A 21,295-nucleotide genomic window follows, 5' to 3' on the forward strand; every position below is an offset into this window, starting at 1 on the left:
TCATGGACAACTCCGACTACGCACTTTCCATCGACGCGCCGATCTGCCGGTATGTCGACCTGGACAGCTTCCCTGCGCTTCCTCCCGCGCAGATCCTGTCGGAGGAAGAGTGCGCGCGCGCCGCCAGCTTGCGGTTTCCCATCGACCGCCAGCGTTTCGTGGCCGCGCACGTCGCCCTGCGGCAAGCGCTCTGCGAGTACACCGGCCTGCATCACGCTGCACTGCACCTGGCCACCGGCTCGTTCGGCAAGCCCTCGCTGTCGGGCCATACGCGCACCCAGTTCTCGCTGAGCCACAGCCAGGGCCTGGCGCTGGTGGCCATCGGCGGGCGCGGCCCTCTGGGCGCGGACGTCGAACTGCTGCGCGCGGTGCCCGACGCGGCGGTGCTTGCGGCGGAATATTTCACGCAGCGCGAACAGGAAGCGCTGGCCGCCCTGCCCGCGCACGAGCGCGACAAGGCCTTCCTGACCTGCTGGACCCGCAAGGAAGCCTGCCTGAAGGCCATCGGCGTCGGCCTGCTGGTGTCGTCGCAGAGCTTCGAGGTGGGCATTGAACCGGACTGCCGCAGCGTCGAGCTGCTGGTGGCCGGCCGCATCCTGTGGCTGGTTCTGGGGCCGGCGCCCACGCGGCTCGACTGCGTGGGCTCGCTCGCCGAATGGCGCCAGACCGAAGCCCGCGCCAGCCGTTCGGGGCGGTTGCTGGAGGCGCACGCATGAGCCGCCGAACCGTTCTCAAGGCGAATACCGCAGCGCGTAGCGCGGAGGTTATCCAATGACTCGGTTCACGCCACTCATGTTCGGGCCGGCCTCGCGCCAGATCTTCGGCGTGTTCCATCCGGCCGAGGAAGACCGTGCCGAGAACACCGCCGTGCTCCTGTGTCCACCGTTCGGGCAGGAGGGCCTGCGCACCCATCGCTTCTTCAAGGTGCTGGCCGAGCGTCTCTCGCGAAACGGCATCGCCACGCTGCGCTTCGACTTCTATGGCTCGGGCGATTCGCCGGGCGACGAGAACGAGGGCGAACTCGACGGCTGGCGCCGAGACCTGTGCTCGGCGCACGAGGAACTGCGACGCCGCGCGCCGGGCGCTGCCATCGTGTGGGTCGGCGCCCGGCTCGGCGCCACCCTGGCCGTGCTGGCCGCGCGCGGCGGACGCTGCGACCCGGTGCGGCTGGTGCTGTGGGAGCCGGTGATCGACGGGCGCCGCTATGCGCGGCTGCTGCGCGAACAGCACGTGGCCGCCATCGACACCACCTTCTGCATCCCCGACCGGGCCTGGCACCGCAGCCTGGCGCAGGAGCCCGATGCCGTGCCCGAGGAAGCCCTCGGCACGGTGCTCTCGCCCGCGCTGCGCGCGCAGCTGGCGGCGCTGGTTCCCGAATCGCTGCCGCTCACGGCGCTGCACGACACGCTGGTACTGGCCGAGCCGGACGACGAACGCACCGCGCAATGGGCCGCCGACCAGCAGTCGCGCCACATGCCGGTTCGCCTTGCGTACTTCCGGCACCAGCTCGACTGGACCTCCGACCCCTACCCCAACAGCGCGATGGTTCCGGCCGACGCGCTCAACCGCCTCCAGGGGGCTCTCCATGAATGACGCGACACAGACACCGGTGTGCTTCGGCCCGGGCAACGCGCTGATGGGCATGCTCACCGCGCCCGCGCAGCAGGCGCCGGGCGACGTCGCCTGCCTCATGTTCAACATGGGCGCCAACCACCGCGTCGGGCCGCGCCGCATCAACGTGAAGCTGGCGCATGTGCTGGCCGCGCGCGGCGTGAGCAGCCTGCGCTTCGACCTCGGCGGCATCGGCGACAGCGATGCGCTCGACACTTCGCCCGATCTGCAGGCCCGTGCCGTGCACAGCCTGCGGGCCGCCATGGACGCCAGCGAACGCATGCTGGGCGCCCGGCAGTTCGTGATCGTCGGCATGTGCTCGGGTGTCGAGCATGCGATGCTGGCAGCCGCGGCCGACCCGCGCGTGGTGGCGCTTTCGCTGTTCGACGGCTTCGCCTTCCCGGAGCGGCGCGCCCGCTGGGAGCGCAACGTGCGCCGCGCGCTGGCCGCGCCCGCGCACCCGTCCTTCCCAGGCAAGGCCAAACGCTGGCTCCAGCGCCACCTCCTGCCCAGCCATTCGACGACGCCTCTGCCGGGCTTCTTCGCGGAGAAGCGCACACCCGAGGTCAATGCGGCCTGGTTCGGCGCCACCCTGCGGCGCCTCGTCGAACGCCAGGTGGCGGTGCAGTTGCTGTATTCGGGGTCGCTGCACGTCTGCGACCACGGCCGCGACCAGCTCGGCGCCTTCGCCCGCCAGCCCTTCACGCAGGCGCTGCAGTACGAATTCATCGCCGAAGCCGACCACACCGTCTGCACGGAACAGGGACAGCGGCTGTTCCTCCAGTCCGTCGGCGACTGGGTCGCCGATCGCTGCTTCGGCGCAAGCACCGAGCGCCGCAGCCAGAACCGTCCGATGGCGGCTGGCGCCGACCGGGCCATGCCCGCCACCCTGGCCGCGCCCTGACGCACGGCTCAGCCCCTTTCACCCAGTCGTTCCCCATCCACCCACCGTCAACCGGCCGTCAAGGAGATCACCATGCAACGCCCCGATCCAGCGACGCAGACATGCGGCGCACGCGCCCTTCCAGCCAGAGCCCGCGCTCTGGCACCGGCACAGGTCGATGGCCGGCTGCGATGGCTGGGCCTGTGCCTGCTGCTGTCGCTGGGACTGGTCCTGCTCTCCGGCTGCGCGCCGGGCTTCGGCGGCGTGGGACCGCTCGGCTTCACCAGCACCACGGGCGACAGCACCGCCTCGGCCGACAGCGGCAAGGTCATTCCGATCACGCCCGACCTGATCCGCTCGCAGATGGCGCAAAGGCCCAAGACCACGCCCGACGGCATGAAGCGCCTGCTGGCCGCGCCGCCGGTCTACACCATCGGGCCCGGAGACGTGGTCGGCATCATCGTCTACAACCACCCGGAACTGCTGCCCAACGCCGGCGCGGTGATCGCGCAGCAGACCGACCCGACCGGCGTTGCCGTGGCGCCCGGCTTCATCGTCGACGCCAAGGGTGAGATCAGCTTTCCGTTCATTGGGCGTGTCAAGCTGCAGGGCCTGACCGAAAGCGGCGCGTCCGAGCTGGTCGCGCGGCGCATCGGGACCTACATCAAGGAGCCGCAGGTCTCGGTGCGCATCCAGTCGTTCCGCAGCCAGCGCGCCTACGTGCAGGGCGAGGTGCGCACGCCCGGCCTGCAGATCTTCACCGACGTGCCGATGACGCTGTCCGAAGCCATCGGCCGCGCCGGCAGCTTCACGCAGAGCGGCGACCGTTCGCGGGTCACGCTGACGCGCGGCGGCGTCTCGACGGTGATCGACCTGCCGATGCTCCAGTCCATGGGCCTGGACGGCAACAGCATCGCGCTGCGCAACGGCGATGTGGTGAATGTCGGCTCCCGCGACGACAGCCGGGTCTTCGTGATGGGCGAGGTGCGCGGCCCCGGCGCGCTGCTGATGCGCAACAACGGCCGCCTGAGCCTCAACGAGGCGCTGGGCGATGCCGGCGGCCCCGACTTGCTGTCGGCCAGCACGGGGCAGATCTACGTGGTGCGCAACGCGCCCGACAACCTCGACACGCAGCAGATCTTCAACCTCAACGCGAGGAACCCGGCAGCGCTGGCGCTGGCCGACCGCTTCGAGCTGCAGCCGCGCGACGTGGTGTACGTCGACCACGTGCCGCTGGTCACCTGGAACCGCGTCATCAGCCTGATCCTGCCGTCCGCCCAGGTCGTCAACCTCGGCCGCGACACCGCTCGCCGGTAAGCACGCAGCCTCGCCCTCGCAACACGAAAAGGTGAACCCCATGAACGCGCGCTGGCAACCTTCGCTTCCCGCACCTGCGGCTTCCCCCATGACGGTGATCGAGACCACGGCCTGGCCCCGGGAGTCCCGGTTCCACGAGTACCTCGACATCCTGATCGACAGCCGCTGGCTGATTGCCTCCATCGCCGCGCTGGCGCTGCTGGTGGGCGTGGGCTACGCGCTGTTCGGCCCGCGCATGTACGAGGCCAACATCCTGATCCAGGTGGAAGACCCCGACCGCTCCGGCGGCAACTTTCCCGGTGACGCCAACGGCGGCGGGGGCATCAGCGTGAAGACGCCGACCGCCGGCGAGACCGAGATCCTGAGGTCGCGCATGGTGCTGGGACAGGCGATGGAGAACACGCGGCTGTACATCAGCGCGAAGCCGCGCTACATACCGGTGGTGGGCGAGTTCATCGCCCGGCATTCGAGCCAGCTCTCCAGCCCCGGCGTGTTCGGATATGGCAATTTCGTCTCGGGCACCGAGCGGATCGCCGTCGCGCAGATGGATGTGCCGAGCGCTTTCGAGGGCAAGAAGTTCACGCTGATCGCGGGCAGCGAAGGCAACTACACGCTGACCAACCCGGACCTGGAAACGCCGCTGAAGGGCACGGCCGGCGTGCCGCTGGAGGCCTCCGTGCCCGGCGGCACCCTGCACCTGCTGGTGGGCTCCTTCGAAGCCCGGCCCGGCGGCGCCTTCGAGCTGGTGCGCTACTCGAAGCAGCTCACCCTGCTGGGCCTTCAGAAAGACCTGCGCGTGGTCGAGAAAGGCAAGCAGTCCGGCGTGATTGACGTCAGCCTGCAGGCCCCGAACCGCGCCCAGCTGGCCGACGTGCTCAACGAGATCTCGCGCCTCTACCTGCGCCAGAACATCGACCAGAAGACGGTGCAGGCCGAGCGCGCGCTGGCCTTCCTGGGCACCGAGCTGCCCAAGTTCAAGCAGCAGCTGGAGCAGTCGGAAGACGCCTACAACCAGTACCGCAACCAGAACGGCACCATCAGCCTGGACGACGAGGCCCGCAATGCCCTGTCGCAGAACGTGGACCTGCAGGCCAAGCTGCTCGATGCGAAGCAGAAGCGGCTGGACCTGGCAAGCCGCTTCACCGCCGCGCACCCCGACCTGAAGACGCTGGACGCGCAGATCGCATCGCTCAAGAAGGAGCTCGGCTCGGTTGACGGCCGCATCCGCCGCATGCCCATGCTGCAGCAGAACTCGCTGCGCATGCAGCGCGATATCAAGGTCAACACCGACCTCTACGCCACGCTGCTGAACAGCTCGCTGCAGATGCGGCTGGCCAAGGAAGGCAAGGTTGCCAACGTGCGCGTGCTCGACCTGGCGCTGCTGGCCGAGAAGCCGGTACGGCCGAAGCCGCTGATCGTCGTCGCGCTGGCGCTGGCGGGCGGCCTGTTCCTCGGCGGCGCCGCGGCGATGGCCCGCAAGAACCTGAAGCGCTCCATCGGCAACCCCGGCGACATCGAGGCCGTTACCGGCGTGCAGGTGTACACCTCGATCCCGATGAGCACCCAGCAGCGCGTGCTCGACCGCGCCGTTCGCAAAGGCAAGCCCGGCATCAAGGTGCTGGCGGCGCTGCACGTGGAAGACCCAGCGCTCGAGGGCCTGCGCCGGCTGCGCACTGCGCTGAAGTTCGTGACGATGGGAGCACCCAACAACCGGGTGCTGATATCGAGCGCCACGGCCGGTGCGGGCAAGACCTTCGTGTCGTCGAACTTCGCCACGCTGCTGGCCGCGTCGGGCCAGCGCGTGCTGCTGATCGACGCCGACCTGCGCCGCGGCAAGCTGAGCCAGGAGTTCGGCCTGCAGAGCAAGGAGGGCCTGGCCGACGTCATCGCCGGTGGCGTGCCGCTCGAGGACGCCATTCACCAACATGTGCTGCCGCATCTGGACGTGATGGCCGCGGGCACCCTGCGTCCGGACCCCGCATCCATGATGACCAGCGACGCCTTCGCGCACACGCTGTCGACGCTGTCCGCGCGCTACGACGTCGTGATCGTCGATGGTCCTCCCGTCCTGCTCGCGTCCGAGACCGCCGCGATGGCGCCGAGCATGGGCACGGTGCTGCTCGTGGCCCGCGCCGACGAGAGCGAGCTCGGCGAGCTGGTGGAAAGCGCCAAGCGGCTGGCTCACGTGGGCGCGGCCTTCCACGGCGCGGTGTTCAACGCGGTCGACGCCTCGAAGCGCCACTCCCGTAGCTACAGCTACGGCTACTACGCCTATGCCCCGACCCGCCGCGACCCCCCCTACGCGCTGGACACGGCCGACACCGTCATGCCCAAGCGCATCCAGCCGGAGCACGCAGAATCATGAACACACTGCGATCGACATCCTCCACCGGGCGAAGCGCCGGTGGCACGGCGGCCAACACGGCCGCGTACGGGCCGCTGGGCGGCACGCCCTCGCTGCGCCGCGCCAAGCGTGCGGCCGACATCCTGATGGCCGGCTCGTTCTTCCTGTTCTTCGGCTGGGCCTACGCGCTCATCTGGCTGGGCGTGCTCTACACCTCGGGCGGCCCGGCCATCTACATGCAGCCGCGCTACGGCAAGGATGGCCGCGTCTTCAAGTTCTACAAGTTCCGCTCGATGGTGGCCAATGCCGACGCGGTGCTGGCACGTCACCTGCGCAACAACGAGGCCGCGCGGCGCGAATGGGCCGTGTACCAGAAGCTGCAGAACGACCCGCGCATCACCCGCTTCGGTGCCTTCCTTCGCAAGTACAGCATCGACGAGTTCCCGCAGTTCTGGAACGTGCTCAAGGGCGACATGAGCATGGTGGGACCGCGCCCCTGCATGTTCGCGCAGAAGGACCTGTATGGCGAGTACTGGGACCACTACCGCGCCGTGCGCCCGGGCATCACGGGCCTGTGGCAGATCAGCGGGCGCAACGAGATCAGCTACCGCCGGCGCGCGGCGATGGACGCGGAATACGTGGCCCACCTGTCGCTGTGGCGCGACTTCGTGATCCTGCTGAAGACCTTCGGCGTGGTCGCCGGCGCACGCGGGTCCCGGTAGCCGGCTTCGATTCCGTCTCCCTCGAACTTCATCAACCCCTTCACGAAAGCTCATATGCGAATCTTTGTTGCAGGTCATCGCGGCTTGGTGGGTCAGGCGACGGCAAGGCGGCTGCGCGAACTGGGCCACGACGTGGTGACACGAACCCACAGCGAACTCGACCTCCTCGACCAGGCGGCAGTGGCCCGTTTCTTCGCGACGGAGCAGATCGACCAGGTCTACCTGGCAGCCGCCAAGGTCGGCGGCATCCACGCCAACATGACCTATCCCGCGCAGTTCATCTACGAGAACCTGACGATCGCCACCAACGTCACGCACCAGGCCTTCGTGTCGGGCGTGAAGCGGCTGCTGTTCCTCGGCTCCAGCTGCATCTACCCGCGCATGGCCGAGCAGCCGATCCGCGAGGAGTACCTGCTCAACGGCAAGCTCGAACCCACCAACGAGCCCTATGCGATCGCCAAGATCGCGGGCCTCAAGCTGTGCGAGAGCTACAACCGCCAGTACGGGGCCAGCCACGGCATCGACTACCGCAGCGTGATGCCGACCAACCTGTACGGCCCCGGCGACAACTACCACCTGGAGAACAGCCACGTGGTGCCGGCGCTGATCCAGCGCTTCCACCTGGCCAAGATCAGCAACGCGCCCAGCGTGCTGATCTGGGGCAGCGGGCGCGCACGGCGCGAGTTCCTGTACGTCGACGACATGGTCGAAGGCTGCCTCGAGGTGATGAACCTGTCGCGCGCCGACTACGACCGGCAGACCGACGCGATGCGCGGGCACATCAACCTCGGCACCGGCGAAGACGTCTCGATCGCCGAGCTCACCGAGCTGATCAGCGAAGTCGTGGGCTACACCGGCAGCATCCGCTACGACCTCGCGCAGCCCGACGGCGCGCCGAGAAAGCTGCTGGACGTGTCGCGCGCCGCCAGCCTCGGCTGGCACGCGACCGTGCCGCTGGCAGAGGGGCTTCGCCGCACCTACGCCGACTACCAGAAGGCGCCCCGGCCGCTCGAGGAAAGCAACCCGGTCCAGGCGCACGTGCACGCCTGAACCGCTCCAACCCATCCATCGACCCACCCACGGCAGGCCCGCCATGCGAACCCTCTCCTTCTGGTCCGGCATCGTCTGCGCCATGCTGTGCGGCCTGGTCGATCCGGTGTGGGGCTATGCGGCGGTGTTCGCGCTGTCGCTGATCCAGCTCTCGATGCTGGGTTCCTCCGGCGGCAGCGTGTTCCTGCTGATCCACTACGCGACGATCCTCACCTACTTCTCGATCGCGCCGGCGATGCAGATTTCGCAGGACGTCGAGTTCTGGGAGGCCGGCGTCATGCGCACGGACGCGTACACCCAGGCGCTGATGCTCCTGTTGCTGTACATGGCCGGCGTGGAGGCCGCGCGGCTGGGCGTGCCCGACGCGCCCGAGCACCTGCCGGGGGCCCACGACCGGCGGCTGATCGGCGTGGCCCACCCTCTTCTTCTGTTGCTGAGCTGCTCGCTGGCCGCCTTCGCCTCGCTGTTCATCAGGCCCGAGCTCAACTTCGTGGCGCGCGGCGTCGTGGGCGGTGCCGGCGGCGGTGAAGACAACGTGCCGATCGATTACATCTTCTATTCGACGCTGCCCAAGCTGGTGGTTCTGCTGTGCTTCGTGGCGCTGGTCATCCACGCGGTGCGCCGCCGCACGCTGTGGTCCTGGTGCGCGGCGGGCCTGGCGTTCGGCCTGGCGCTGGCCGCGGCCAACCCGGTGAACACGGCGCGGCAGGTCCTGCTGATCGGGCTGCTGCCGCTGCTCATCCATGGGCTGGGGCGCGGCCGGCGCTGGCTGCTCGCAGGGGTGACCTTCGGCTCCATCGCCGGCCTGGGCCCGGTGCTGAACCTGATCTCGCGCGGCAGCATGTGGGGCGAGGAGCTCACGACCTTCCCGTTCAGCCAGGACTTCGACGCCATGTTCGTTGTCGCGGGCATCCTGGAGCGCGCGCCCATTCCGGACCTCGGCTGGGGCCGCTACCTGCTCTCGGCGTTCTCTTTCTTCCTGCCGCGCGACCTGAAGATGTTTCCCGACTTCGACCCGCTCGGCTGGTCGGCCATCCTCGGCAACTTCTCCCAAAGCAACTTGTCGCTGCCGCCCTTCACCACGGCGTACTTCGACTTCGGCCTGGCGGGGCCGGCGCTGTTCGGCTTTGCGATCTCGGCGGGCTTTCGCATGGTCGACCGCGCCATCGATCCGAACCGGCCGCTGTCGGGCGCCTACCTGTCGGCGCTGGTGCTGCTCGCGGCCTACGTGCCGTTCATGCGCGGCCCGATCCTGGGCTGGGGGCCGTTCGCGGCTTCGGGCCTGATCGCCGCTCTCATTGCCGGCGCCCTGAGTTCCCGCGCCCGTCGCCCGCTTCCGCGCGCCGTGCGGCATGGCCTTCCGAGCGCATGAAGAGGGGCATCGCCATGGCCATCTACCTCTACTACGACACCGTGCGGCTCAACAAGGCGGCCGGCGGCGTGCTCAATGTGTCCGAGGTGCTGCTTCGCCACATGCGGCTGTCGCAGGACGACCGGGTCGAGCCGGTGAGCGAGCGGCATCCGCGCCTGTTCGCCCTGGCGCAGCGCCTGAAGATCAACCGCTTCATCCTCGACACGCTGCTCTACAACTTCCACTGCCTGCGCACGCTGTTGACGGGCGAGCGGCTGTACTCGTTCTTTCCCAACTACTTCCTGCCGGTCACGCTTTTCGGGCGGCACCGCCATTCGATCGTCATCGTCCACGACCTGCAGTACAAGGCCTACCCGCAGTACTTCAAGCGCAGCAAGCGCCTCTTCCTGGACTGGAGCCTGTGGCGCGCGGCACGCAGCGCGGCGGACGTGGTCTTCATCAGCCGCAGCAGCCAGCGCGACTTCGAGCGCCACTTCGGCCGCTGCGAGCATTCGACAGTCATCTTCAACCCGGTGGACGCGCCCCGGGTCGCCGCGACGCCCGCCGCGACACCGAACGAGCGCTACCTCATCGCCGCCTACCACTACTACCCGCACAAGAACTTCGGCGGCATCCTCACGCTGTTCGAGCGCATGCGGCGCGCCGGCCTCGTCGACTACCTCGACATCACCGGCAACGGCGCGGCCGAGGTCGAGCGCATGGTGGCCGCGCTGGCGCCCGAGGTGCGCGGCTTCGTGCGGCACCGGGGGCTGGTGTCGCGCGACGAACTGCTGCGGCTCTACCAGGGCGCCACCGCTTTCATCTCGCTGTCCACCTTCGAGGGCTTCAACCTCTCGGCGGCCGAAGCGGCGACGCTGGGCGTGCCGCTGCTGCTGTCGGACATTCCGGTGCACCGCGAGTTGTTCGAGGGCTACGGCTTCTTCGTGGGGAGCGCTTCCAGCGACCCCTTCCGGCTCGCCAAGCACCTCGCCCACCACGAACGCACGCATCCGGTATGGGCGCATGCCGCCGCCTGCGCGCCCGCCACCATCGCGGGCCGCTACCTGATGCTCAAGCGCGGCACGCTGTCGCTCGCCAGGGCCCTGCCATGACGAAGCGGCCGCTCCGCGCCATGCGATTTCTCGCGGCGCTGCTGTTGTTCCAGCTGGCGGCACTGCCGCTGGCCGGCCGTGCGCAGCCTGCGGGCGGCCCGGTGCCGGGCTTCGGCGTGATGGTGCATTACCTGCCCGACAAGCAGTCGATCAGCGAGATCGGGCGCTTCGACGTCGAAGCCTTCGCGTCGGCTCTGGCGGACATGCGTGCCTCGCACCTGATCCTGACGCTCGGGCAGAACAACGGCCAGTACATCGCGCCCAATGCCGCGCTCGAAGCGCTCTGCCCGGCCAGCGCAGGCAACCGTTCGCCGCGCGACCTGCCGATGGAAATCGGCCAGGCGCTTCGCAGCCGCGGCATTGCGCTGATCCTCTACCTGCCGTTCCGCGCGCCGCAGGGCGACCGCGCGCTGATGGAATGCCTGGGCGACGTGTCCGAACAGGAGCCGCCGCCCGCGCGCTTCATCGCCGCCTGGTCGAGCGTGATCCGCGACTGGTCGGAACGCTACGGCTCGCTCGTGAGCGGCTGGTGGTTCGACGGCACCTACAACACGAAGGGCATCACGCCGGCCGGCTGGGAGCTGCTGTGCAGCGCAGCCCGCGCGGGCGGGGGCAACCGCTGGCTGGCCTTCAACGCGGGGGAAGGCGCGGAGCACTTCAGCGCGAAATCGGCGCCCTGCCAGAACCTGATGGCCGGCGAGTACATGCAGCCGCCCGCGCGTCTCTCGGCCCCGCCGTCGGAGCTGGCGCTCCACGTGCTCACGCCGCTGAGTGCCTCGTGGGGCCGCGAGGCGCCGGCGCGCTTCTCGGCCACGCAGCTGCGCAACTGGATCTCGGAAGCGGCCGCCGCGCGCGGCCTCTTCACGCTGGACATGCCCATCGATGCCACCGGCCGTTTTCTTCCCGCGCATGTCGCGCTGATGAAGAGCGTCACGGCGCGCACCCCCTGAATTCAACGAGTGCTGTCACGTCCCCTCACCCCTCAAACAAGAGCCATGAATCCATCCTTGCCCTTCATCGTCGTGGAAGACCGCCAGAACAAGACGCTCGCGCTGTGCCGCGAATCGGCCGCGCTGGCCGGCGAGCCGCTTTTCGTGCTCTCAAGCACCGACGCCGGCCCGGCCTACGAACGCTTCTGCCGGTCGTACGTGCATCTGTCGAGCAACTCGCCCGAGTTCGAGAAGATCTGCTTCCGGCGCTACTTTCTTCTAGCGCAGTTTCTGGAATCCAACCCGGAAGTGCGCGAGTTCACGCTGATCGACAGCGACGTGCTGCTCTTCCAGGGGGCCGGGCCGCATGTCGCCCGGCTCGCGGGCAAGGCCGATTTCTCGGGTTCCTGCATGCAGACCTCGGACGGCTGGAACCACTGCCAGATCTCGCCGCACGTGAGCTACTGGACCGCGAACGGCCTGCGCCAGTTCGTGGCCTACGTGCTCGACTGCTACGCCACCCCGTCGGGACGCAGGAAGCTGCGCGAGATTGCCGCGCGCTTTGCCGCGCGGGGCGTGCGCGGCGGCGTGTCGGACATGACACTGCTCTACCTCTGGGCCCACGCCACGGGCAACGACGCGCCCATCAACCGCGTGCTCAACGGCACCGTCATCGACCACAACATCAACGGCATGCACAACCAGCTGCAGCGGGAGTTCAAGGTCCTGGGCGGCGCCAAGCGCATCGCGTACCGCGAGGGCAAGGCCTGGTTGACGAGCACCACCGGCGACATGACGCGCGTGGTGGCGCTGCACTTCCAGGGCAGCGCCAAGATGGCCATGCCCTACGCACTGCGCGGCCACACGTACGCCGTGGCGGTCGTGACCTTCGTGCTGCAGATGGCACGCCGCGCCAGGAACAATGCGTTCCGGGCCGCGGCGTTCGCGCGCCGGGTCTTCGACCCGCGCCGCGCGCCCCGCGCCTCGGCCAGCAAGCAACCGTGAACCGGCCTGCGCCATGAAGCACTTCAGCCCGCAACTCGCACTGCCCGGCGCCCGCATGGCCTGGCTTTCGGGCGTGGGCGCGCTGGCTTCGCGGCTGTATGTGTACCTGTCGGGTTTCCTGGCCATCTTCCTGATGGCGGCGAGCATTTCCCCGGCGCGCTTCGGCGAGTACTCCATCTACCAGTCGGTCATGGAAGTGGCGCTGGTGGTGGGCACGCTGGGCAGCTCGCTGCTGTTCTCGCGCAATGCGGCCACCGTACCGCCGGGCGTCACGCGCGGCGACGTGGTGCGCACGCTGGCCATCGGGCTGCCGCTGGCCGCGATGCTGGCGACCGTGATCCTCACGGTGCAGCACATGCCGGTGGGCGACGCGCCCTTCCTGCTCGTGATTGCCACGCTGGCGGTCTTCGCGTTCAACAGCCTGCGCCTCTCGTTCAGCCGCGGCCTCGGCCACGCAGGGCTGCTCAACCTGGAGACCGGCATCCGCTCGACCATCCTGGTCGTCGGCGTGGGCCTCTGCGTGGCGGTGCGCTTCGAGCTGGGCGTGGCACACCTGCTGCTCATCAACCTGTTCGCCGTGGTGGTGGTTTGCCTGGCCATCGGCCTGCCGGGCAGCGGCGCGGCGCCACCGGCCGGGCGGGCTGCGCTCGGGCTGGCGTCGCAGGCCGGCGCAACGATGTACTCGCTGCTCATGTTCCTGCTGCGCAAATCGGACCTGCTCATCGTGGCGTACTTCATGCCGCTCGGCTACGTGGGGGCCTTCAAGATCGCCTTCCTGCTGGCCGAGGCGCCGTCGCAGTTCGTGCAGGCTTTTCTCGTGACGAAGACACCCGCGATGCTGGAGACGGATGCGCACAACTTCTCCGCGGAAAAGCTGCGCCTCGCGAAGTATTCCTTCCTGCTGGGCTGCGGGCTCTTCGTCGGGCTGGCCGCCCTCATCTCGGTGGCTGCGCCGCTGCTCAAGCTGGGCAACGAGGCGCGCTCCATCTTCCTGTGCATTGCGCCGTACTTCCTGCTGCGCACCTACACGATCCATCACGAAATGGTGCTCTCGCTGAAGACCTCGATGGGGTCGCTCGGCCGGTGGGCGCTGCTGGAGGTTGCCCTGCGGCTGGCGTCCTACGTCGCGGTGGCGGCGATGTTTCCGGGCAAGCCGCACTACGTGTTCTTCATCGCCTGTGCGACCGACCTCGCGCTGTACGAAACACGCATGCGCCTGCATTTCGGCTTCTTCCCCCTGCTGCGCCTGCTGGCGCGGAGGCAGGCATCGTGAAGATCCTCCTCTACTCGATGAACTTCGCGCCCGAGCTGGCCGGCATCGGCAAGTACTCGGGCGAGATGGCTGAGTGGCTGCACGGCCGCGGACACGAGGTGCGGGTGATTGCGTCGCCGCCCTTCTTTCCGCAATGGTCGGTGTTCGAGGGCTACTCGGCGTGGAGCTGGCGCAAGACTGGCTGGAACGGTGTCACGGTCTGGCGCGCGCCCACCTGGGTACCGTCGAAGCCCCGTGCGCTGGGGCGCATCGGGCACCTGCTGTCCTTCACGCTGTCGAGCATTCCGTCGCTGCTGGCGCAACTGCGCTGGAAGCCCGACGTGGTGTTCGTCGTGGAACCGCCCATTTCCTGCACGCCGGCCGCCCTGTGCTTTGCGAAGCTGCTCGGCATCCGGTCGTGGCTGCACATCCAGGACTACGAGGTGGACGCGGCATTCGGCCTGGGCTGGATACGCGGCGAACGGGTGCGGCGCTTCGCGCTGGCGGCCGAGTGCTGGCTGATGCAGCGGTTCGACCGGGTGTCGAGCATCTCTTCAGCGATGTGCACCAAAGCCCTGGAAAAAGGCGTGGACGAGGCCCAACTGGTGCTGTTTCCGAACTGGGTCGACGTGGAGGCCATCCAGCCTGTCGCAAGGCCGGCGGTGGCCGAAGGCGTGCCGCCGCAGGGCTATCGGGCCGAGCTGAACATTCCGGCCGACGCAGTGGTGGTGCTCTATGCGGGCAGCCTCGGCAGCAAGCAGGGCATCGAGCTGCTGGCCGAGGCGGCGCGCCTGCTGGTCTGCTCGCACGGCATCCACTTCGTGTTCTGCGGCAACGGACCGAGCCGCGCTTCGCTGATGGACGCCTGCGTCCGGCTGGCCAACACGCATTTTCTCGACCTGCAGCCGGCCGAGCGATTCAACGAACTGCTGGGCATGGCCGACATCCACGTGCTGCCCCAGCGCGCCGATGCCGCGGACCTCGTCATGCCGTCGAAGCTCGGCGGCATGTTCGCGAGCGGCCGCGCCGTGATCGTCACCGCGCACGCCGGCACCGCGCTCAGCGAGGCCGTGTGGGGCCGCGGCGTGGTGGTCGAGCCTGGCGACGCGGCAGCGCTGGCCGATGCCATCGAACAGCTCTCCATGTCGCCCGCGACGCGCGATCTGCTGGGCTCGGCCGGCCGCCGCTTCGCGGAGGAAGAGCTGGACCGCGACACCATCCTGCTGCGCCTCGAAGAGGAACTGCAGCGCTGCATCGCGCGCTGACGAAACGCGCCGCACACCAGGACCACGACCATGCGCGCACCCAGAATTCTCGTGACCGGCGGCGCCGGATTCATCGGCAGCCATACCTGCGTGGCGCTGATCGCGGCGGGCTACCTGCCGGTGGTGCTCGACACGCTCGTCAACAGCGACGCGCGTTCGCTGCAGCGGGTGGCGTGCATCACGGGCGTCGAGCCCGTCCTCGTGTGCGGCGACGTGCGCGACGCGGTGGCGCTCGACCGGGTGTTCGCGGCGTACGACGTCGCAGCGGTGGTGCATCTCGCCGGCCTGAAGGCGGTCGGCGAATCGATGGTCGACCCGGTGAGCTACTACGACGTCAACCTCGCCGGCACGCTGGCGCTGGTGCAGGCCATGGACCGGACCGGCGTGCGCACGCTGGTGTTTTCCTCGTCGGCCACGGTGTACGGCGACTCGCAGCCCTCGCCGATCGCGGAAAGCGCGCCGTACGCTGCGGTGAACCCCTACGGCCGCACCAAGGCAATGGTGGAAAGCTTGCTGGCCGACCTGGCGCGGGCCGACGCGCGCTGGAGCATCGCCTGCCTGCGCTACTTCAACCCCATCGGCGCGCACGAAAGCGGACTGCTCGGCGAGCGGCCGCACGGGCCGCCCAACAACCTGATGCCCTACATCGCGCAGGTCGCGGCCGGCCAGCGCGAATGGCTCGTGGTGCATGGCGCCGACTACGACACCGTCGACGGCACCGGCGTGCGCGACTACGTGCACGTGATGGACGTGGCCGAGGGCCACGTGGCGGCGCTGCGCCACGTGGCCCGCCGGCCCGGCATTCTCATGGCCAATCTCGGCACCGGCCGCGGCGCTTCGGTGCTGGAGGTGGTGTCGGCCTTCGAGCGCGCGAGCGGCCGCCGCATCGCGCTGCGCATCGGGCCGCGCCGACCAGGAGACGCACCCGCCTACTGGGCCGATGCGCGCGGCGCCTGGCAGGCCTTCGGCTGGCGCGCGCGCCGCGACCTCGACCAGATGTGCGCGGACAGCTGGCGCTGGCAGGCTGCGAATCCGCATGGTTTCGACGACCCGGCACCGGCCCATGCCTCGGGCCTGCCGCGCTTCCAGGACAACACCAGCACGAGCATCAACTCCAAACCGGGACACAGCCATGCCTGAAAACGCATCCTCATCTCCTGGCGAGCAGGCCGCTGGCCGCTCGGGGTATCCACCGGGTGTCTGCGCGCCCGCCGCGCCGCTATGGCCCGGTTTCCTGAGGGGGCAGGAAAACGCGCCGGTGCGCGTGCTGCTCGTCGACGACGACGAGTTCATGCGCCGGGTCATCGCGCAGGAACTGCTGTCGGACCTGCGCATCCAGCTCGAAGGCCAGGCCGGCAGCCTGCGCGACGGCCGCCGGCTGCTGGTCACGCACGAGTTCGACGTGTTGATGATCGACCTGCGGCTGGGCGACGGCAGCGGCTTCGAGCTGATCCAGGAGGCCCGCGAGCTCCACCGCGCGGGAGAGATCATCGTGATTTCCGCGATGGAGGACGAGGCGCACGTGCTGCATGCCTTCGAACTGGGCGCCACCGGCTACCTGCTGAAGGACGCCTGGCTGCAGAGCTTTTCCCAGGCCGTGCTGCAGGTGGTCAACGGTGGCGCGGCCATCACGCCGCGGCTGGCGCGGCGGCTGCTCTCGCGACTGATCCATCGGCCCGGCAACATGCCGCCGTCGGTGGAGCCGCCCGCACGCGAGGCGACGCTGACGGCCCGCGAGTGCGAGATCCTGCGCTGCGTGGCGCGCGGCCACGTCACCGACGAGATCGGCACCAAGCTCGGCATCTCGGGCCAGACCGTCAACGCGCACATCAAGAACATCTACAAGAAACTGCACGTGCATTCGCGTGCGCAGGCCGTGAGCTACGCGGCGTACTCAGGGCTGATCTGAAGCCCTCTTCCCACTCCCTCAAAAAGAAACGCAGGCAGGCCATCATGACAACCCCTCTCATCCATCCCGTGGTTCTGTGCGGCGGCAGCGGCACGCGGCTGTGGCCGCTGTCGCGCAAGGCGCTGCCCAAGCAGTTCGCGCCGCTGGTCGGCGGCAAGAGCCTGCTGCACCTCACGCTCGAACGACTGTCGGTGCTGAACCGCGACATCACCTGCATCACGTCGGAAGACCATCGCTTCCTGGTGAAGGAAACGCTGGAGAACGCCAATGCCACGGGCCGGCAGATCCTGGAGCCGGTGGCGCGCAACACCGCCGCGGCCATGGCCTCGGCCGCGCTGCTGGCCGATCCCGGCGACCTGCTGCTGTTCGCGCCGGCCGACCACCACATTCCAGACACCGCGCTGTTCGCCCGCACCGTGCGCACCGGCGTCAAGGCAGCACTGGCCGGCAAGATCGTCACCTTCGGCGTGGTGCCGAGTTTTCCGAGCACCGCCTACGGCTACATCGAGGCCGGCGAGCCCTCGGCCGACGGGCGCAGCCAGGCCGTCGCGCGCTTTGTGGAAAAGCCGACGGCGGCGGTGGCCGAAACACTGATCCTGCACGGCGGCTACAGCTGGAACGCGGGCATCTTCCTCGTGCAGGCGCGCACGCTGGTCGCGGCGCTGCGCGAGCACGCGCCCGACATCCTCCAGGCCTGCGAACATGCCACCGCCGCGGTGGCTGCCGACGGCAGCTTTCTGCGGCTGGAGCCCGTTGCCTTCGAGGGCTGCCGCGCCGACAGCATCGACTACGCCGTGCTCGAAAAGCACAAGGACATCGCGGTCGTGAAATTCGAAGGCGCCTGGAGCGACGTCGGCAGCTGGAACGCGGTTGCCAGCCTGCATCCGGCGGACGATGCGGGCAACCGCCTGAGCGGCAAGGCCAGCGCGCTGAATTCGCGCAACACCTTCATCCACGCGCCGCACCGGCCGGTGGTGGCGCTGGGCACCGAAGACCTGATCATCGTGGACACGCCCGACGCCGTGCTGGTGGCCGGCGTGGGCTGCGCCGAGCAGGTGGCTGACGTCGTGCGCAAGCTCGTGCGGGAAGGCTGCGCCGAGGCCACCCAGCACCGCCGCGTGGTGCGGCCCTGGGGCGCGTACGACAGCATCGATCTGGGCGAGCGCTTCCAGGTCAAGCGCCTGACCGTCAAGCCCGGCGGCAAGCTGTCGCTGCAGATGCACCACCACCGCGCGGAGCACTGGATCGTCGTGCAGGGCACGGCGCGGGCCACCTGCAACGGCGAAGTCACGCTGGTGCGAGAGAACGAATCGATCTACCTGCCCTCGGGAGCGATCCACCGGCTGGAGAACCCGGGCAAGACCGTGCTCGAGGTGATCGAGGTGCAGACCGGCGGCTACCTGGGCGAGGACGACATCGTGCGCTTCGACGACACCTACGGCCGCTGCGGGCCGGCCAGGATACTGGCGGACGCGTCGGCCGGATCGGGCGCGACCGCGGTGCTGCAGGCGCCCGTGGACCACTGAATTCCGCGTTCAGCCGAACCCGAATGTCATCGGGGCAGGTACGGCGTGATGTTCTTCAGCGCATTGGCAACGTAGGCTTCCTTCTCGCCCACGGGGGCGACGTAGTGAAGCGCCGCGGTGGCGGCTTCGAGCCCCTCGGTGCGGGCGATGATCCAGCCGGCCAGATAGGGAGAAGCAAGGCAGCCGCCCGCGGTGGCGACATTGCCGCGCGCATAAAAGGGCTGGTTCAGCACTTCCACCCCCGCCTCCTGCACCCACGGCTTGGTGGTCAGGTCGGTGCAGGCCGGCACGCTGCCCACGAGGCCCAGCTTTGCCAGGATCAACGTGCCCGAGCACTGGGCCGCGATCAGCTGGCGCGCCGGATCGAGCGCGAGGCGCCCCATCAGCTCGGGACTGGCGACGACATCGCGCGTCCGCATGCCGCTGCCGACGACGACCGCATCCGCATGGCGCACGTCTTCGAGCAGGGACTGCGCACGAACAGTCACGCCGTTCATCGACGTGACTTCCGCCGTCGGGCAGCACAGGCTCACGCGCCAGTCCGGCTTCTTGACCCGGTTGAGGACGCCGAGCGCGATGAGCGAATCAAGTTCATTGAAGCCGTCGAAGGTAAGGATCGCGATGTGCATGGTGTCCGTGGAGTTCGTGCGTTGGAAGAAGGGGGCGCGCCCATCGTAGGAGAGACGATCAATACAATCAAAAAATTGTCATGGATACATCCCGCGATGGCCGAAGCCCGCTACAAGCAACTGGTCGATCAACTCGCTGCCGAGATCCGCGCGGGGCGCCTGCAGCCCGGCACCCGCCTGCCCACGCACCGGCGGCTGGCCGAACGCCACGGGCTGGCGCTGGTCACTGCATCGCGCGTCTATGCGGAGCTCGAGGCCATGGGGCTGGTCAGCGGCGAGGTCGGCCGCGGCACCTTCGTGCGCGAGACCGTGCGGCCTCGCGGACTGGGTATCGACCAGCAGGCCGTGGCCGCGGGCCTGGTGGACCTGAACTTCAACTACCCCTCGCTGCCCGGACAGGCCGAGCTGCTGCGCGGCGCATTGCGCCAGCTTGCCGCCGGCGGCGAACTGGAAGCGATGCTGCGCTATGCGCCCCATGGCGGCCGGATGCACGAACGCGCCCGCGTTGCGCGGCACCTCGAGTCGCGCGGGCTGGCGGCCGAACCGTCGAGGGTGCTGATCGTCGACGGCGCGCAGCACGGGTTGGCAGTGACGGTCATGGCGCTGCTGCAGCCGGGCGACGTGATCGCGGTCGATGCCCTCACCTACCCGGGCTTCAAGGTGCTCGCCGAGGCGCAGCGGCTGGAGCTGGCACCCATTCCGGCATCCGGCCAGGGACCCGACCTTGACGCGCTGGAGCGCCTGTGCACGCAGCGCCGCGTGCGGGCCGTCTACACCATGCCGACCTTGCACAACCCGCTCGGCTGGGTGATGAGTGCGAGCCGGCGCCGCCGCCTGGCCGCCATCGCGCGGCGGCACGGCCTGCTCGTCATCGAAGACGCGGCCTACGCCTTTCTGGCCGACGACCCGCCTCCCCCGCTGGCGACGCTGGCACCGGAGACGACGGTGTACGTCTCGGGCTTGTCCAAGAGCGTGGCGACCGGGCTGCGCGTGGGCTTCGTCGTGGCCCCGGAAGCCTGGGTGCCGAAGATCGAACGGTCGATCCGGGCCACGACCTGGTGCAACCCCGGCGTGACCACGGCAATCGCCTGCGCGTGGCTGGAGGACGGCACCGTCGGCCGGCTCGAATCCGAGAAACGGCACGACGCCGCGACGCGGCAGGCCATTGCCGGCGACGCGCTCGCCGGGCTGCGCTGCGTGCGCCACCCGGCGTCGTACTTCGTCTGGCTGCCCTTGCCGGAAGAAACGCGCGCCGACCGCGTCGCGGCGGCGCTGATGCGCGATGGCGTGTCGGTGTCGACGGCGGAGCCTTTTGCCGCCTCGCAGCACGTGCCGCATGCGCTGCGGCTGGCGCTCGGCTCCGTCGGGTTGGACAGCCTGCGCAGTGCATTGCGGACGGTGCGCCGGGTGATTGCGGAACAGTCCTTCTGAGAGTGCCTGCAGAGGCGACACAGCCGTTTCATCGGGGGTGTCCATGCCGGCGAGTGGTGGCGAGGAGCCATCGCAAGCTATATTGCCTGCTCCCCAACCTGAGAGAAATCACCATGGCAAAAGCCTACTGGGTCAGTGCATACCGTGCCATCAAGGACGCCGACAAACTTGCGGCCTACGCAAAGCTGGCCGGCCCGGCAATCACCGCCGGTGGCGGACGCTTTCTGGCGCGAGGGCTGCCGGCCCAGGTCTACGAATTCGGACTGGCCCAGCGCACCGTGTTGGTCGAATTCGACAGCATCGATCATGCAAGATCCGTTCATGACAGCCCCGACTACCAAGCGGCGCTGGCTGCACTGGGCGACGGTGCCGAACGGGATCTGCGGATCATCGAAGGGGTGTGAGCAATCCCCGGCAAGGCGGGCGCGGAATGCGCGAATTTTCTTCTGGAGGACCGATGAACTACCAAGGCAGCTGTCACTGTGGCCGGATCGCTTTCGAAGTCGAGGGCGACATCCAAGGGGCAATGGCATGCAACTGCTCGATGTGCCAGCGCAAGGGGTCGTTGTTGTGGTTCGTGCCGCACGACCGGCTCAGGCTGAAGACGCCAGCCGAGGACATGAGCAACTACATGTTCAACAAGCACGTGATCTCGCATCGCTTCTGCCCGGTCTGCGGCATCCATCCCTTCGGCGAAGGCACCGATCCCAAGGGCAACAAGATGGCGGCCATCAACATCCGCTGCCTCGAGGGCATCGACCTTGAGGCGGTGCCGGTACAGCATTTCGACGGACGTTCGAAGTAAACCCGGCCCCTTGCTGCAACTCCGTCAAAGCCATTCGCACTCACAACAGGAACGAGGGATGGAAAGGGTGCAATCTCGGTGAGCAGAGCGGAACTGGGCGACGTTGCGCGTCCTTGCCGAGGTGTTGCACTTCACTTGGTCAGACGACTGGGGT

At 68.7% G+C, this 21,295-nt stretch carries 20 protein-coding genes; 19 read left to right on the forward strand and 1 reads right to left on the reverse strand.

All coding sequences use genetic code 11. From position 1 onward, the window contains the following. Positions 1-2: 2 nt before the first annotated feature. From AC1DFC_RS08850 to AC1DFC_RS08925, 16 genes are all read left to right on the forward strand, one after another. Positions 3-716, forward strand: coding sequence for a 4'-phosphopantetheinyl transferase family protein (locus tag AC1DFC_RS08850; RefSeq protein WP_007832121.1), 714 nt, complete (start codon positions 3-5; stop codon positions 714-716). Between the two features lie 55 nt (positions 717-771). Next, positions 772-1,593, forward strand: coding sequence for a serine aminopeptidase domain-containing protein (locus tag AC1DFC_RS08855; protein WP_007832123.1), 822 nt, complete (start codon positions 772-774; stop codon positions 1,591-1,593). Continuing rightward, on the forward strand, positions 1,586-2,515 hold the full coding sequence (locus tag AC1DFC_RS08860) for an alpha/beta hydrolase family protein (protein ID WP_478179008.1): 930 nt from the start codon (positions 1,586-1,588) through the stop codon (positions 2,513-2,515). The genes AC1DFC_RS08855 and AC1DFC_RS08860 overlap by 8 nt, the downstream gene beginning before the upstream one ends. Before the next feature lie 72 nt (positions 2,516-2,587). Further along, complete coding sequence (locus AC1DFC_RS08865) at positions 2,588-3,811, forward strand: polysaccharide biosynthesis/export family protein (RefSeq protein WP_007832127.1); 1,224 nt, start codon at positions 2,588-2,590, stop codon at positions 3,809-3,811. A gap of 40 nt (positions 3,812-3,851) precedes the next feature. Then, positions 3,852-6,176, forward strand: coding sequence for a polysaccharide biosynthesis tyrosine autokinase (locus tag AC1DFC_RS08870; RefSeq protein ID WP_413331761.1), 2,325 nt, complete (start codon positions 3,852-3,854; stop codon positions 6,174-6,176). Further along, positions 6,173-6,877: a sugar transferase gene (locus tag AC1DFC_RS08875; protein ID WP_007832129.1), complete on the forward strand. Its 705-nt coding sequence runs from the start codon at positions 6,173-6,175 to the stop codon at positions 6,875-6,877. Before AC1DFC_RS08870 ends, AC1DFC_RS08875 begins: the two co-directional genes overlap by 4 nt. 54 nt (positions 6,878-6,931) lie before the next feature. Next, positions 6,932-7,927 carry a GDP-L-fucose synthase family protein gene (locus tag AC1DFC_RS08880; RefSeq protein ID WP_042673190.1) on the forward strand — a complete coding sequence of 332 codons (996 nt, stop codon included), beginning with the start codon at positions 6,932-6,934 and terminating at the stop codon, positions 7,925-7,927. 43 nt (positions 7,928-7,970) lie between these two features. Continuing rightward, the gene (locus tag AC1DFC_RS08885) at positions 7,971-9,299 is read left to right on the forward strand and encodes a hypothetical protein (protein ID WP_413331760.1); all 1,329 of its coding nucleotides are present in this window, start codon (positions 7,971-7,973) and stop codon (positions 9,297-9,299) included. Positions 9,300-9,313: 14 nt separating this feature from the next. Next, positions 9,314-10,390: a glycosyltransferase gene (locus tag AC1DFC_RS08890; RefSeq protein WP_478179009.1), complete on the forward strand. Its 1,077-nt coding sequence runs from the start codon at positions 9,314-9,316 to the stop codon at positions 10,388-10,390. Between the two features lie 20 nt (positions 10,391-10,410). Continuing rightward, positions 10,411-11,340, forward strand: a complete 930-nt coding sequence (locus AC1DFC_RS08895) for a hypothetical protein (protein ID WP_478179010.1) — start codon at positions 10,411-10,413, stop codon at positions 11,338-11,340. 45 nt (positions 11,341-11,385) lie between these two features. Further along, on the forward strand, positions 11,386-12,324 hold the full coding sequence (locus AC1DFC_RS08900) for a hypothetical protein (protein ID WP_478179011.1): 939 nt from the start codon (positions 11,386-11,388) through the stop codon (positions 12,322-12,324). Between the two features lie 13 nt (positions 12,325-12,337). Next, positions 12,338-13,597, forward strand: coding sequence for an MATE family efflux transporter (locus AC1DFC_RS08905; protein WP_478179012.1), 1,260 nt, complete (start codon positions 12,338-12,340; stop codon positions 13,595-13,597). After that, entirely contained in the window at positions 13,594-14,841 is a 1,248-nt protein-coding gene (locus tag AC1DFC_RS08910; RefSeq protein WP_478179013.1) for a WcaI family glycosyltransferase, read from the forward strand. The genes AC1DFC_RS08905 and AC1DFC_RS08910 overlap by 4 nt, the downstream gene beginning before the upstream one ends. A gap of 30 nt (positions 14,842-14,871) precedes the next feature. After that, complete coding sequence (gene galE / locus AC1DFC_RS08915) at positions 14,872-15,981, forward strand: UDP-glucose 4-epimerase GalE (protein ID WP_478179014.1); 1,110 nt, start codon at positions 14,872-14,874, stop codon at positions 15,979-15,981. Continuing rightward, a complete protein-coding gene (locus AC1DFC_RS08920) occupies positions 15,974-16,750 on the forward strand; it encodes a LuxR C-terminal-related transcriptional regulator (RefSeq protein ID WP_478179015.1) in 777 nt (258 codons plus the stop codon). Before galE ends, AC1DFC_RS08920 begins: the two co-directional genes overlap by 8 nt. 44 nt (positions 16,751-16,794) lie before the next feature. Continuing rightward, positions 16,795-18,276, forward strand: coding sequence for a mannose-1-phosphate guanylyltransferase/mannose-6-phosphate isomerase (locus AC1DFC_RS08925; protein WP_478179016.1), 1,482 nt, complete (start codon positions 16,795-16,797; stop codon positions 18,274-18,276). 26 nt (positions 18,277-18,302) lie between these two features. Here the strand turns inward: AC1DFC_RS08925 and AC1DFC_RS08930 are convergent, their stop codons facing one another. Further along, positions 18,303-18,905, reverse strand: coding sequence for a DJ-1/PfpI family protein (locus AC1DFC_RS08930; RefSeq protein WP_478179017.1), 603 nt, complete (start codon positions 18,903-18,905; stop codon positions 18,303-18,305). Positions 18,906-19,001: 96 nt separating this feature from the next. On the opposite strand from AC1DFC_RS08930, the gene AC1DFC_RS08935 reads away from it, so the two are divergent. The 3 genes from AC1DFC_RS08935 (at position 19,002) to AC1DFC_RS08945 (ending at position 21,141) form a co-directional block, all read left to right on the forward strand. Further along, the gene (locus AC1DFC_RS08935; RefSeq protein WP_478179018.1) at positions 19,002-20,336 is read left to right on the forward strand and encodes an aminotransferase-like domain-containing protein; all 1,335 of its coding nucleotides are present in this window, start codon (positions 19,002-19,004) and stop codon (positions 20,334-20,336) included. Positions 20,337-20,449: 113 nt separating this feature from the next. Continuing rightward, positions 20,450-20,740 (forward strand): DUF1330 domain-containing protein, encoded by a 291-nt coding sequence (locus tag AC1DFC_RS08940; RefSeq protein WP_056596913.1) that lies wholly within the window; start codon positions 20,450-20,452, stop codon positions 20,738-20,740. Between the two features lie 53 nt (positions 20,741-20,793). Beyond that, on the forward strand, positions 20,794-21,141 hold the full coding sequence (locus AC1DFC_RS08945; RefSeq protein ID WP_413311811.1) for a GFA family protein: 348 nt from the start codon (positions 20,794-20,796) through the stop codon (positions 21,139-21,141). Positions 21,142-21,295: the final 154 nt, after the last annotated feature.

Source organism: Variovorax sp. 10L421, assembly GCF_056395365.1.